The sequence below is a fragment of the Lysobacter sp. TY2-98 genome (assembly GCF_003367355.1).
Taxonomy (GTDB): Bacteria; Pseudomonadota; Gammaproteobacteria; order Xanthomonadales; family Xanthomonadaceae; genus Cognatilysobacter.
Genome location: NZ_CP031413.1, coordinates 1,740,845 through 1,753,754, shown reverse-complemented (window position 1 = coordinate 1,753,754; position 12,910 = coordinate 1,740,845). Strand labels below are relative to the sequence as shown.

Below are 12,910 nucleotides of genomic sequence, written 5' to 3'. Positions count from 1 at the left end.
CGGTCAGTCGTCGATGAACTGCAGGCGGGCGAGTTCGGCATAGAGCCCGCCCTGCGCCATCAGGTCGGCATGCGTGCCTTCCGCGATGATGCGGCCCGCATCCATGACCACGATGCGGTCGGCCTTGAGCACGGTAGCGAGACGGTGCGCGACCACGAGGGTCGTGCGACCGTCCATGAGTTCGTCGAGCGCCGCCTGCACCGCGGCTTCGCTCTGCGCGTCGAGTGCGCTGGTGGCTTCGTCGAGCAGCAGGATCGGCGCATCGCGCAGCACCGCACGGGCGATCGCGATGCGCTGCTGCTGGCCACCCGATAGCCGCGCGCCGCGCTCGCCGACGGTGGTGTCGAGCCCCTGGGGCAGCGCATGCACGAAGTCGGCGGCATGCGCGGCGCGCAGTGCGCGTTCGATGACGTCGTCGTCGGCGTCAAGGCGCCCGTAACGCACGTTCTCGCGGATGCTGGTCGCGAACAGCGTGGGGTGTTGCGCGACGAGGGCGATCGCGCCGCGCAGGTCGGTCGGGTCGACGCTGTCGATCGGCACGCCGTCGACACGGATGGCGCCCGACGAGACGTCGTGGAAGCGCATCAGCAGCGAGAACACCGTGCTCTTGCCGGCGCCCGACGGGCCGACCAGCGCGACGGTCTCGCCCGGCCGTACGCGCAGGCTGAAGTCGCGCAGGACCAAGCGCCCGGCTTCGGCCGGGTAGGCGAAGTCGACATGGTCGAACTCGATCCCGCCGGTCACCGGCGCAGGCAGCGCGCGCGGCGACGCGGGTGCGATCACCTGCGGGGTTTCTTCCAGCAGCTCGGCGATGCGCCCCATGCCGCCGGTCGCGCGCTGCAGCTCGTTCCAGACTTCGGCGAGCGCGCCGATGGAGCCGCCGCCGACCGCCGCGTAGATCAGGAACTGCACGAGCACGCCGCCGGTCATGCGCCCGGCGACGACGTCATGCGCACCGAGCCACAGCACGACCGTGATCGCGCCGAACACCAGCGAGATCGCCACGGCCGTCACGATGGATTGCGCGCCGATGCGCTTGCGCGCCGTCGCGACGGCAAGACGAAGGGCGTCGCCGAAGCGCGCGCGTTCGTACGACTCCCGCGCATGCGCGCGCACGGTCGAGATCGCACCCAGCGTTTCCGCGGCGACGGTATTCGCGTCCGCGACGCGATCCTGGCTGGTACGTGCGATCTTCCGCATGCGCCGTGCGCCGATGACGATCGGCGCGACCGACAGCGGAATGCCGACCATCGCGTATGCAGCGAGGCGCGGGCTGGTCGCGAACAACATCACGACGCTGCCGATGACCGTTACCGCGCTGCGAAGTGCGATCGACATCGTCGATGCGACGAGCGTGCGCAGCAGTTCCGTGTCGGCACTCAGACGCGAGACGAGTTCGCCGGAACGCGTGCGGTCGTGGAACGCGGCGTCGAGCGCCAGCAGGTGGCCGTACAGGCGGTCGCGCAGATCGGCGACCACGCGCTCGCCGAGCAGCGACACGAAGTAGAACCGCGCGGCCGTGCCGAGCGCGAGCACCGCTACGACTGCGATCAGGGGCAGGAACGCGACGTCGATCGCATGCGGCGTGCCGTTGGCGAAGCCGTGGTCGATCACGCGCCGGAACGCGACCGGCAATGTCAGCGTCGCCGCGGACGAGATGCCGAGCGCGACCAGCCAGCTGGCGAACAGTCCGCGATGGCGCTGCACGAACGGCCAGAGCGTGCGCAGGCCGGCAAGGCGCGAGGCAGGGGAGGCGCCGTCGGCGGCGTCAGGCATCGGAGGGAGATTCCAGCAGGCGGACCCGGTCCCGGGTGGCGTCGCGCAGGTGCGCTTTCAAGGTCCCGACGCGATCGGCGCGCAGTCGGATCGCGAGTTCGACACCGTCACCGTCGAAACGTTCGTCGAGACGCTCGACCTCGACGGTTGCCAAGGTGGCATGGACGGCGCCGGTGTCGCCGAAACCGAAGCGCAGGCGGACGACAGCGGTTTCGACGCGCTCGATCTTGTCGGCCAGGCGTAGGCATTCGGCCGCGCACCCGCCGTAGGCGCGCACCAGACCGCCCGCGCCGAGCTTGATGCCGCCGTACCAGCGCGCCACCACGACCACCACGCCGTCGACGCGCTGCCCGTCGATCGCCGCAAGGATCGGACGGCCCGCAGTGCCGGCCGGCTCGCCGTCGTCACTGGAGCGGTAGCCCTGGCCGATCCGATAGGCCCAGCAGTTGTGCGTGGCCGCGGCGTCGCGCACCTGCGCGAGGAAGGCGAGGGCGGCGTCGGGCGAAGTGACCGGCGCGGCCTGCGCAACGAACCGGCTGTGTTTGACCTCGAGCGCGGCCGACGCGGGGCCGGCGAGGGTCAGCATCGAGGTGTCACGGTGACCACGGATCGTCCGGCGGCAGCAGCGGACGCAGGTCGGTGGGCACGGCCACGCGCGGATGCGCGATCACGAAGCGGGCGAGGCTGGCGCGCGCGCCGGCGATGTCGCCATGGTCCCGACGGGCGCGGATGCGAGCCAGCCAGTCGCGCGTGGGAAGGCGGGCGTCGGCCGAGACGTCAGGCGCTGGCGCAGCGGACGCCGCTGCAGGGGCGGGCGTCGCCACGGCGGCTTCGCGACGCATGCGGGAGCCGGTGACGTCGACACCTTCATCGACGCCTGCGGTTGCCGCCGCGTCGGAGGTGGCCTTCGCGGCCGGCGCCGCAGAGAATGCGCGCGGCTCGGGCGCCGCCATGGCGGCCGGCGGAGGCGGGGGCGGGGGCGGCGGTGCTGCCGGCGGCGGCACTGCCTCGTCTAAGAGGTCGTGCACGGAAGCGCGCGTCGCGGTGGTCGGTGCACGATTCTGCACGCGTGGCGCGCCGCCTCCGACCGCAGGCGCGGTCTTGCGCGCCGCTGCAGGCGGTTGGGCCGTCACTTCAGGAGGCGCGATCACCGGTGCCGCAGCGGGCGGCGTGCGACGCGGCACCGTTTCCACCTGCACGACGGTGTCCGCCTCGGCACCCGGCGCCTTGCCCGCGCCTGCGTGTCCGCTGTGGATGACCGGCGGCGGAAGCTGGAACATCGGCCGCAGCTGCCAGGCCAGTCCGACCGCCGCGACCAGCACCGCCGCCGCGCCGACCGCGCCCGGCCAGCGCCGAACGCGTCGCGTTGACGGGTTCGCGGCGGGCACCGCAGCGGCACGCGCCGCCGCCAGGATGCGTGCGTCCAGTGCCGACGACGGCCCGGCCGACGCATCCAGCCGCGCCACGCGCGTCGCCAGCTCCCGCTCTTCGGCGGACAGGGCGTCGTGCAGGGGATCGGTGGGTCGGGCGGTCATGTCGAAAGTCTCGCGCGCAGCTTGTCCATCGCGTATCGAAGGCGCGACTTCACGGTCTCGCGGCCGGCACCGGTGATGTCTCCGATCTGTTCGAGGGTCAGCTCCTGCTCGAGTCGCAGCAGGACCACTTCCCGCTGCTCGGGCGGCAGCTCGTCCAGCGCCATGCGCAGGCGACGGCGCTGCTCGAAGTCACTCAACGTCCGTTCGGGGGATTCGGGGTCGGCCAGGGCCTCGAGGCGGGCCTCGGCGTCGGCCGGAGCGGCCGGGCGGTGCTTGGCCGCGCGCCAGTGATCGTTGAGGCGATTGTGGGCGATCCGGTAGAGCCACGTGCTGAACGCGGCGTCGGGACGCCAGCTTTCACGTGCCGCAATGACCCGCTGCCAGACGTCCTGGAAGATCTCGTCCGTGGTCGCGGAATCCCGCAGCTGGCGGAGCACGAAGCGGTAGAGCGGACCCTTGTGACGGGCGTAGAGCTGCTCGAACGCGCGCACGTCGCCGGCGCACCAGTCGCGCATCAGTTCGTCGTCGGTGGCAGCGGCCGGCCCGTTCATCGGCGGCAGGGTACGGGCCACGGTCGCTCCGGTACAGCCCGCCGCGCCGCTGGCGTGGCCCCACGGGACTCTTCCAACCCTGCGACGATCACGTATTCTCGTTCCAGCCCGCTCCGGCGGGGTCGGCGTCGACCGCGAGGCGGCGCGAAGGGAGCGGGCTCTGCCCGCGAAGCGACAGGGGGAGTCGGCGTTGCGGAAACCCGATCCAGTGGATAGTGCGATGCGTCGCGCCCGTCGGCGCGAGCTGGTCGCGGCACTGGAAGCGGGCCTGCCGGTGGACGCGTTCGTCGCGGCCGGTTGGCGCGAGCGCGAAGGCGTCACCGTCTGCACCTCCGAAGACGCGGACGACGCACTTGCGGGCGTGGTTCGCAATGCGCTGCTCGGCGCGACGCCGATCGATATCGCCGAGGGCTGCCTGATCGAGGCATGGCCACTACCCGGTGGCCGCCACGGCGCGATCGCGGCGCGCGTGCACGGTGCGATCGATCCCGATGTGCGCATGACCTGGTCGGAGATGTCGCGCGCGCTGATCGCCGCGCATCTCGAATCCGACCGCGTGCAGCGTCGCGCCGATTCGCTCGAGAAGTCCGAACGGCTGCAACAGGCGCTGTACGAAATCGCCGATCTCGCCGGCTCCGGCCTCGAGCTCTCCGCGATGCTGCGGATGATCCACCACGTCATCGGCGGCCTGATGTACGCCGCCAACTTCTACATCGTGCTGTATGACGACGCGCGCGACACCGTGCGCTTCGTGTACTTCGCCGACGAGCGCGACGACTACGTCGCCGACCCCGAGCGCGAGATCCCGGCCTGCGAGCTGCCGAACAGTCTTACGCTCGCGTTGCTGCGCCACGGCGAGCCCGTGCGCGGCGCCTCCGATGCGGTGCGCGCGCAGCTGGGTGTCGAGCGCGACCCCGCGCACGGCCCGGACAGCGAGGACTGGCTGGGCGTTCCGATGCGCCGCGACGACCGCGTCTGCGGCGCGATCGTCGTGCAGAGTTACGACCGCGCCGGCATGTACGGCGAGGAAGAACGCGCGCTGCTCGCGTTCGTCGCGCAGCACATCCTGACCGCGCTGGAGCGCCATCTCGCGCGCGAGGAACTCGAACACCGCGTCCGCGAGCGCACGCATGCGCTCGAGCGCCTCAACGCGGAGATGCAGACCGAGATCGAGGAGCGCCAGCGCGCCGAGCAGTTGCAGAGCGCGCTGTTTCGCATTGCCGAACTCTCGATGAGCGCGCCGTCGCTGGACGACTTCTATCGCGAAGTGCACGCGATCGTCGGCGAGCTGCTGTACGCGCGAAATTTCTACATCGCGATGATCTCGGAGGACGGCGAACGCCTCGAGTTCCCGTATTCCATCGACGAACGCGACGGCCGTCGCGACGCGCGCCCGCTCGGCTTCGGCCTCACCGAATACGTGCTGACGCGTCGCAAGCCCTTGCTGGTCGGCCGCCCCGAGATCGAAGAGCTGCAGCGCGAGGGCGAGCTGATGAGCCGCGGCGCGCTGGCCTGTTGCTGGTTGGGCGTGCCGCTGTGGCGGGGCGAGCAGGCGGTCGGCGTGATCGCCGTGCAGAGCTATTCGCACCACATCACGTTCACCCGGCGCGACCAGGAACTGCTGATGTTCGTTGCGCACCACATCGGCATCGGCCTGGAGCGCAAGCGCTCGCAGGAGGCGCTGATGCTGGCGCACGCCGACCTCGAAGAGCGGGTCGACGCGCGCACGCGCGAACTCGCGCGCGCCAACCGCGAGCTGGTTGCGCAGATCGGCGAGCGCCTGCGCGCCGAGCAGCGACTGACGCACCAGGCGCGCCACGACGCGCTGACGGGTCTGCCCAATCGCACGCACCTGGTCGATTGCCTGACCGAGTCGATCGAATTGACGCAGACGCATCCGCACACGCTGTTCGCGGTGCTCTATCTCGATCTCGACCGCTTCAAGCTGGTCAATGACAGTGCCGGTCACTCGGCGGGTGACGAGCTGCTGATGGAAGCCGCGCGCCGCATCGCGGCGTGCGTGCGCCCCGGTGATGTCGTCGCGCGACTCGGCGGCGACGAATTCGCCGTGCTCGTGCACGAACTCGATGGCGTCGGCAGCGTCGAACGTCTCGCCGGCCGCATCCTCGAAACGCTGGGCCAGCCGTGGTGGGTGGCCGGGCGCGAAGTGTTCCCGTCGGCCAGTGTCGGTATCGCGCTGTGGCATCCGCGCTATCGCAGTGGCAGCGAACTGCTGCGCGACGCCGATGCCGCGATGTATCGCGCCAAGGCCGCGGGCCGCGGTCGCTGGGCCACGTTCGACGAGGCGATGCGCGAGGAGGCGATGCGCATCCTCGACCTGGAAGCCGACCTGCGCCGTGCCATCAACGGTGACGGTTTCGTTGCGTTCTACCAGCCGATCGTGCGACTCGCCGATCGCAGCGTCGTCGGTCACGAAGCGCTGCTGCGCTGGAGTCATTCGAGTAGTGGCCTGCTCACGCCTGCATCCTTCGTAGGCGTCGGCGAGAACAGCTCGCTGATCGAGGAGGTCGACTGGCTGGTGTACGCGCAGGTCGCCGACCGGATTGCGCACACCGAGGGTGGCTACATCTCGGTCAACGTCTCACCGCGCCATTTCCGCGACGCCAGCTTCGCCGACCGCCTGCTGCGCATGCTCGACAAGGCCAAGGCCGACCCGCATCGCCTGCGCATCGAGATCACCGAAGTCGCGCTGCTCGAAGAAGCGCCGCGCGTGATGAACATGCTCAATCATCTGCGCGGCCACGGCGTGCTCGCACAGCTCGACGACTTCGGTACCGGCTTCTCCGCGTTGTCCTACCTTCACCGCTTCCCGATCGAATGCCTGAAGATCGACCAGAGCTTCATCGCCGGTCTCGGCAGTGAGACGCGCGTCGAGAGCGAGGCCGTGGTGCGCGCGATCCAGGCACTCGCGGGGTCGCTCGGCATCCACACCGTCGCCGAAGGCATCGAGAACCTGCACCAGCAACGCCTCGTGCGCGAGCTGGGTTGCACGCTGGGTCAGGGCTATCTCTACGGCCGTCCGATGCCGGAGCTGGTCAGCGGCGTCGATGCGGTCGCGAGCCTGGTCGGCTGACGATCAGGCGCGCGCCCATCGGATGCGCGGGAAGACGAGCGCATTACTCCGCCGGCGGATCCTTGATGACCAGCAACCGCACCTCCGTCATCTCCTCGATCGCCGAACGAACACCCTCGCGCCCGACGCCCGAGTCCTTCACCCCGCCATACGGCATGTTGTCGACACGCACGCTCGGCACATCGCTGATCACCACGCCGCCTACTTCGAGCCGGTCCCACGCTCGCATCGCGTGATCGAGTCGCGCGGTGAATACGCCGCATTGCAGCCCGAAGTGTGAGTCGTTCGCGCGATCGAGCGCAGCGTCGAAAGAATCGACGGTTTCGATCAGCGCCACCGGCCCGAACGCTTCCTCGCGATACAGCTTCGCGTCGTGCGCGACATCCGCCAGCAACCACGGCGCGATCATCGTGCCGTCGCGTCGACCTTCCACCAGCACGCGACCGCCGGCGTCGCGCGCGGCCCTGATCCATTCCTCCAGCCGATCCGCCGACGCCGCGTCGATCACCGGCCCGATGTCGGTGGCTTCGTCATGGGGGTTCCCGCACTTCAGCGCGCGTACGGCCTCGGCCATCGCATGCGACACACGCTCCGCCATCGCGCGGTGCACGATGACGCGCTGCACGCTGATGCAGCTCTGGCCGCTCTGGTAGTACGCGCCGAATACGAGCCGTTTGACGAGGTGATCGAGCGGAACACCCGGATCCTCGTCGACGATGCAAGCGGCATTGCCGCCGAGTTCGAGCGCGACCTTCTTTCGACCGGCGCGTGCGCGCAGATCCCAGCCGATCGGCCCGCCGGTGAAGCTCAGCAGTGCGATGCGCGGATCCTCGACCATTGGCGCGGACGCTTTCGTATCGCAGACGATCACCGACCACGCCTTGCGCGGCAGATCGGTTTCCGCCAGCACCTGGCCGATCACTTGGGCACCGAGCGGCGTGCGCTCGGAAGGTTTCAGCACGAACGGGCACCCCGCCGCGATCGCCGGCGCGACCTTGTGCGCGACGAGGTTCAGCGGGAAGTTGAACGGCGTGATGAAGCTGCACGCGCCGATCGGCACGCGCCGGGTCATGCCGCGAAAACCATGTGCACGCGGTGACACCTGCATCTCGAACACTTCGCCATTGATGCGCGTGGCTTCCCCAGCAGCAATGCCGAAGGTGTCGATCAGGCGGTCGACTTCGCCGCGGGAATCACGGATGGGCTTGCCGGCTTCGGTGCAGAGCAGCTCGGCGAGTTCGTCGCGACGCTCGCCGAAGCGCCGGACGCAGTGCTCCAGCACGTCGCGCCGCGCATCGGGTGGGAACGCGGCCATCTCGGCGCGCGCCTCGTGCGCCGCCGAGATCGCCTGCTCGACCTGCGCTGGCCCCGCGTGGGCCACCTGCGCGGCCACCTTGCCGCTGTACTTGTCGGTGACGTCCAGCCAGTCGCCGGTGGTGACCGGCTGGCCGGCGACGTAGATCGGAAGCTGCGGAGTGGACATGGCGGCGCGGGCGGGGCGGGGAGCCCGATGATGCCTGTGTGGCCGTCGGTCGACGTCAAGCCGTCGTCACTCGCGCGGCGTGCGGCCTTCCACGCGCAGTCCGAGTTCGCCGTCGCGCACGCGTGCAGTCAGCGCGTCACCGGGTTCGACGTCCGTGACGCTGCGGACGATCGCACCGTCGCCGCGCCGCAGGATGCTGTAGCCGCGTGCGACGGTCGCCAGCGGGCTTACCGCTTCCAGCGATCGCGCGACACCGCGCAGGCGCAGCGCTTCGTGCGCGAGGCGGCGGACGATCGCGGTCTGCGGACGCGTCGACACCGCAGCCACGCGCTCGCGCAAACGCGCAAGGCGACGCTCCGGATGGCGTGCGCGCAGGATCGCGTCGGCATGCCGCAGGCGCGCGCGTTCGCGTTCGATTCGGCGCTGCCAGGCGGCGTCGAGGCGTCGGAACGCATCCGCCTGGCGTCGGCAGAGCATCTGCACGTAGGCCTGCGGGCGCAGTGCATTGAGCTTGAGCGCGGCACGGTCGGTGCGCTGCATGGCATCGCGCAGGATCTGCATCTGCCGACCCTGCAGTCGACGGCCCAGCGCATCGAGGCGGCGCGCGAGGTCATCGCGGTTCGGTACCAGCAGTTCCGCGGCGACCGACGGCGTCGGCGCACGCACGTCGGCGGCGAACTCGGCGAGGCAGAAGTCGGTTTCGTGGCCCACCGCGCAGATCACGGGCACCGCGGTCGCGGCCACCGCGCGCGCGACGCTTTCCTCGTTGAACGACCACAGGTCTTCGAGCGAGCCGCCGCCGCGCGTCAGCATCAGCACGTCGTAGCGCCCGCTCGCGCCCGCGCGCTGGAGCATGTCGACGATCTGCTGTGCCGAACCCGTGCCCTGCACCTGCACCGGCAGCACGTCGACCTCGACTAGCGGGAAGCGTCGTGCGAGCACGCTGAGCACGTCGCGAATGGCGGCGCCGCTGGGCGAGGTGATGACGCCGATGCGCGCCGGAAACGCCGGCAGGGGCCGCTTGCGGTCGGGATCGAAGAGGCCTTCGGCGGCGAGTCGCGCCTTCATTTCGTCGAACGCGCGACGCAGCGCGCCTTCGCCGGCTTCCTCCATGTGATCGAGCACCAGCTGGTACTCGCCGCGCGCCTCGTACAGCGTCAGCCGGCCGCGTCCGAGCACGTGCAGGCCTTCGCGCGGGGCGAAGCGCAGCCAGCTCGACTTGGGCTTGAACATCGCGCAACGGATTTGCGCGCGTGCGTCCTTGATCGTGAAGTAGAGGTGCCCGGACGCGGGCTTCGACACGTTGCCGAGCTCGCCCTCGATCCACACCGAGCCGAAGGTCGTCTCGAGCATGTCGCGCGCCAGCGTGTTGAGCTGGCTGGGCGTGAAGACGTCGCGCGGGGACTCGGTCGACATGGGCGGCGGGGCGGGGCGGGCGCGTACGGTAGCGCAGTCGGCGCGAGGGCGGCGCCCGCGTGTGCCGCCGGCCGTCGATTCATGGGCGGGCGAGGGGGCTGGCCTACAATTCGCCCATGAATGCCGCTCTCCAGCCGCCGTCGCCTGCCGACGAGGACCGCTTCGGACCGTTGTCCCGCCGGATCACCCGCGAGGTCGTGATCGGGGGTGTGCACGTGGGTGGCGGTGGGCCGGTCGTCGTGCAGTCCATGACCAACACCGACACGGCCGATGTCGCGTCGACGACGAAGCAGGTCGCCGAGCTCTGGCGCGCGGGCTCCGAGCTGGTCCGCATCACCGTCAATACGCCCGAGGCCGCCGCGGCGGTGCCGCGCATCCGCGAGCGCCTCGACATGATGGGCGTGGGCGTCCCCCTGATCGGCGACTTCCACTACAACGGCCACCAGCTGCTCGCCGGCGAACCCGCCTGCGCCGAAGCGCTCGCCAAGTACCGCATCAATCCCGGCAATGTCGGTTTCGGCAAGAAGCGGGACACGCAGTTCGCACAGCTGATCGAGTTCGCGATCCGCTACGGCAAGCCGGTGCGCATCGGCGCGAACTGGGGCTCGCTCGATCAGTCGCTCGCAGCGACGCTCATGGACGAAAACGCGCAACGCGCCAATCCGTGGGACGCCGGCCGCGTGCTGCGCGAAGCGCTGATCCGTAGCGCGTTGGATTCGGCCGTGCGCGCGGAAGAACTCGGCCTGGCGCGCGAGCGCATCGTGCTCAGCGCGAAGGTCAGCGGCGTGCAGGAACTGATCGCGGTGTATCGCGAACTCGCTGCGCGCGGCGACTACGCGCTGCACCTGGGCCTCACCGAAGCGGGTATCGGCAGCAAGGGGATCGTCGCGTCGAGCGCCGCGCTCGGCGTGCTGCTGCAGGAAGGCATCGGCGACACCATCCGCATTTCGCTGACGCCGGAACCGGGTCAGTCGCGTACCAACGAAGTCATCGTCGCGCAGGAGCTGCTTCAGACGATGGGGCTGCGTGCGTTCACGCCGATGGTGACGGCGTGCCCCGGCTGCGGCCGCACCACCAGCACATTCTTTCAGGAACTCGCGCAGAAGGTGCAGACGCACGTGCGCGATCGGATGCCGGAATGGAAGATCAGCCATCCAGGTGCCGAGAACATGACGCTCGCGGTGATGGGCTGTGTGGTCAATGGTCCCGGCGAGTCGCGTCACGCCAACATCGGCATTTCCCTGCCGGGTACTGGCGAGGCTCCCTCCGCACCCGTGTTCGAGGACGGTGAAAAGACCGTCACGCTTCGCGGAGATCGCATCGCCGACGATTTCGTCGAGTTGATCGATCGCTACGTGGAGCGTCGCTATGGAGCCAACACCGCGGGCTGACGCGGGAACCCCGACCGCCGTCGTCGCCGAACAGGCGCAGGTCGGCAAGAGCGTCTTCCGTCGCTACGGGCTGGAACTGCTCGTGGTGTTTGTCTGCGTCGCGCTCCCGCTATGGGGATTTGGCGAACTGGCCGAGGACCTCGCCGAAGGCCGGCCGTTCTTCTTCGACACACCCGTGCTCGAGGGGCTGCATTCGCTCGCGAGTCCACTGCTCAATTCCATATTCCTGGCGTTCTCCGCAGTCGGCTATTCGGGTGGCGTGGTGCCGGCCGACATCGTGCTGGTGCTGTTCCTCGCCTTCCGCCGCCATTCGCGCAGCGCGACCTTCGCCGCGATCGCGCTCGGCGGCTCGGCATTGCTGAACCTGATCGCCAAGCACGTCTTCGCGCGCGCCCGCCCGGCCTTGTGGGTTTCGATCGCACCCGAGAGCACCTACAGCTTCCCCAGCGGTCACGCGATGGGTTCGGCGACGCTCGCCTGCGTCGTCGCATGTCTGGCCTGGAACACGCGCTGGCGCTGGCCGGTCATCGTTGTCGGCGTGCTGTTCACGCTCGGCGTCGGGATGTCACGCGTGTATCTCGGCGTGCATTACCCGTCCGACATCCTGGCGGGATGGGCCGCTGCAATCGCGTGGACGCTGGGCGTGCGGTTCATTGCGTTCCGGCGTGGGTTGATGACCGGGTCGAGCAAAGTCTGAGGCTTACTCCGCCGGACGCGCCGCCTCGATCGGTGCTGTCGTCGCCGCACGTCGCGCAAGCTGCGCTTCCCGATGCGCGATGTAGGCGTTGGCGGCGAAGATGATCAGCGCGCCAGCGATCGTGTAGCGATCGATCTTCTCGTCGAACAGGAAGTACGCCGCCACGGTCACCACCGGCAGCTGCATGAAGCTGATCGGCGTCAGCGCGGACACGTCGCCCAGGCGCAGTGCGCGGGTCCAGAGCAGCTGGCCGCCGGTGCCGAATAGCCCGGTCAGCACGAGCCACACCCAGTCCATCGGCGCCGGCCACACCCACACGAACAGCGCCGGTACGAACGACAGTGGCACCCAGAACACGTAGGTGTAGAAGACGATCGTGTCGGCGGCGTCGATGCGCGAGAGCTGCTTGATCTGTACCGCAACGACCGCACTCAGCACGGCAGCGGCGAGCGCGACCAGCGAGGCATGCGTGAATCCGGCGGTGCCGGGGCGCACGATCACGAGCACGCCGATGAAACCGAGCACGACGGCGGTCCAGCGTCGACGGCGCACGGTCTCGCCGAGCCAGATCACCGCGGCGATCGTCACGAACAGCGGCGTCGAATACGAGAGCGAGATGGCCTGCGACAGCGGCAGGTGGCCGATCGCCCAGAACGAACACAGCATCGAACCGATGCCGATCGCGCTGCGCAGCAGGTATTTCGGGAGCTGCTTCGTGCGCATCGACGCCCCGCTGCGGAGCAGCAGTGGCATCAGCGCCATCAGTCCGAAGGTGTTGCGCCAGAACGCGATCTCGAACGTCGGCAGCGTCTTCGATGCGTATCGGATGGTGATCGCCATCAGGCCGAAGAACAGCGTGCTCGCCAGCATGAGCAGCGCGGCGCGGATCACCGTGGCGTGGTGCGTCGGGGCGGTCGTCATGGCGGGCAAGGATCGCCGATCGGCGCGGATCGATCGTGACGGTGCG

At 69.6% G+C, this 12,910-nt stretch carries 10 protein-coding genes; 3 read left to right on the top strand and 7 right to left on the bottom strand.

The genetic code is table 11. The features are described from left to right. Window positions 1-3 precede the first annotated feature (3 nt). Genes DWG18_RS08345 through DWG18_RS08330 form a run of 4 tightly spaced genes read right to left on the bottom strand, consistent with a single transcriptional unit; the run spans window position 4 to window position 3,862 of the window. Window positions 4-1,776: an ABC transporter transmembrane domain-containing protein gene (locus tag DWG18_RS08345; RefSeq protein ID WP_115646774.1), complete on the bottom strand. Its 1,773-nt coding sequence runs from the start codon at window positions 1,774-1,776 to the stop codon at window positions 4-6. Next, window positions 1,769-2,362 carry a YigZ family protein gene (locus DWG18_RS08340; RefSeq protein ID WP_115646773.1) on the bottom strand — a complete coding sequence of 198 codons (594 nt, stop codon included), beginning with the start codon at window positions 2,360-2,362 and terminating at the stop codon, window positions 1,769-1,771. The genes DWG18_RS08345 and DWG18_RS08340 overlap by 8 nt, the downstream gene beginning before the upstream one ends. A 7-nt stretch (window positions 2,363-2,369) precedes the next feature. Then, window positions 2,370-3,311 carry a hypothetical protein gene (locus DWG18_RS08335; RefSeq protein WP_115646772.1) on the bottom strand — a complete coding sequence of 314 codons (942 nt, stop codon included), beginning with the start codon at window positions 3,309-3,311 and terminating at the stop codon, window positions 2,370-2,372. Further along, window positions 3,308-3,862 carry an RNA polymerase sigma factor gene (locus DWG18_RS08330; RefSeq protein WP_115646771.1) on the bottom strand — a complete coding sequence of 185 codons (555 nt, stop codon included), beginning with the start codon at window positions 3,860-3,862 and terminating at the stop codon, window positions 3,308-3,310. Before DWG18_RS08330 ends, DWG18_RS08335 begins: the two co-directional genes overlap by 4 nt. 220 nt (window positions 3,863-4,082) lie before the next feature. On the opposite strand from DWG18_RS08330, the gene DWG18_RS08325 reads away from it, so the two are divergent. Then, the gene (locus DWG18_RS08325; protein ID WP_115646770.1) at window positions 4,083-6,956 is read left to right on the top strand and encodes an EAL domain-containing protein; all 2,874 of its coding nucleotides are present in this window, start codon (window positions 4,083-4,085) and stop codon (window positions 6,954-6,956) included. A gap of 43 nt (window positions 6,957-6,999) precedes the next feature. On the opposite strand, the gene DWG18_RS08320 is transcribed toward DWG18_RS08325, so the two are convergent. Both DWG18_RS08320 and xseA read right to left on the bottom strand, forming a co-directional pair. Beyond that, window positions 7,000-8,439, bottom strand: a complete 1,440-nt coding sequence (locus DWG18_RS08320) for an aldehyde dehydrogenase family protein (RefSeq protein WP_115646769.1) — start codon at window positions 8,437-8,439, stop codon at window positions 7,000-7,002. A gap of 66 nt (window positions 8,440-8,505) precedes the next feature. Continuing rightward, a complete protein-coding gene (gene xseA / locus DWG18_RS08315; RefSeq protein ID WP_115646768.1) occupies window positions 8,506-9,855 on the bottom strand; it encodes an exodeoxyribonuclease VII large subunit in 1,350 nt (449 codons plus the stop codon). A 116-nt stretch (window positions 9,856-9,971) separates the two neighbouring features. On the opposite strand from xseA, the gene ispG reads away from it, so the two are divergent. Both ispG and DWG18_RS08305 read left to right on the top strand, forming a co-directional pair. Next, window positions 9,972-11,246 (top strand): flavodoxin-dependent (E)-4-hydroxy-3-methylbut-2-enyl-diphosphate synthase, encoded by a 1,275-nt coding sequence (gene ispG / locus DWG18_RS08310; protein ID WP_115646767.1) that lies wholly within the window; start codon window positions 9,972-9,974, stop codon window positions 11,244-11,246. Continuing rightward, the gene (locus DWG18_RS08305) at window positions 11,224-11,943 is read left to right on the top strand and encodes a phosphatase PAP2 family protein (protein ID WP_115646766.1); all 720 of its coding nucleotides are present in this window, start codon (window positions 11,224-11,226) and stop codon (window positions 11,941-11,943) included. Before ispG ends, DWG18_RS08305 begins: the two co-directional genes overlap by 23 nt. 3 nt (window positions 11,944-11,946) lie before the next feature. On the opposite strand, the gene DWG18_RS08300 is transcribed toward DWG18_RS08305, so the two are convergent. Next, entirely contained in the window at window positions 11,947-12,864 is a 918-nt protein-coding gene (locus DWG18_RS08300) for a DMT family transporter (protein WP_240318492.1), read from the bottom strand. Window positions 12,865-12,910 lie beyond the last annotated feature (46 nt).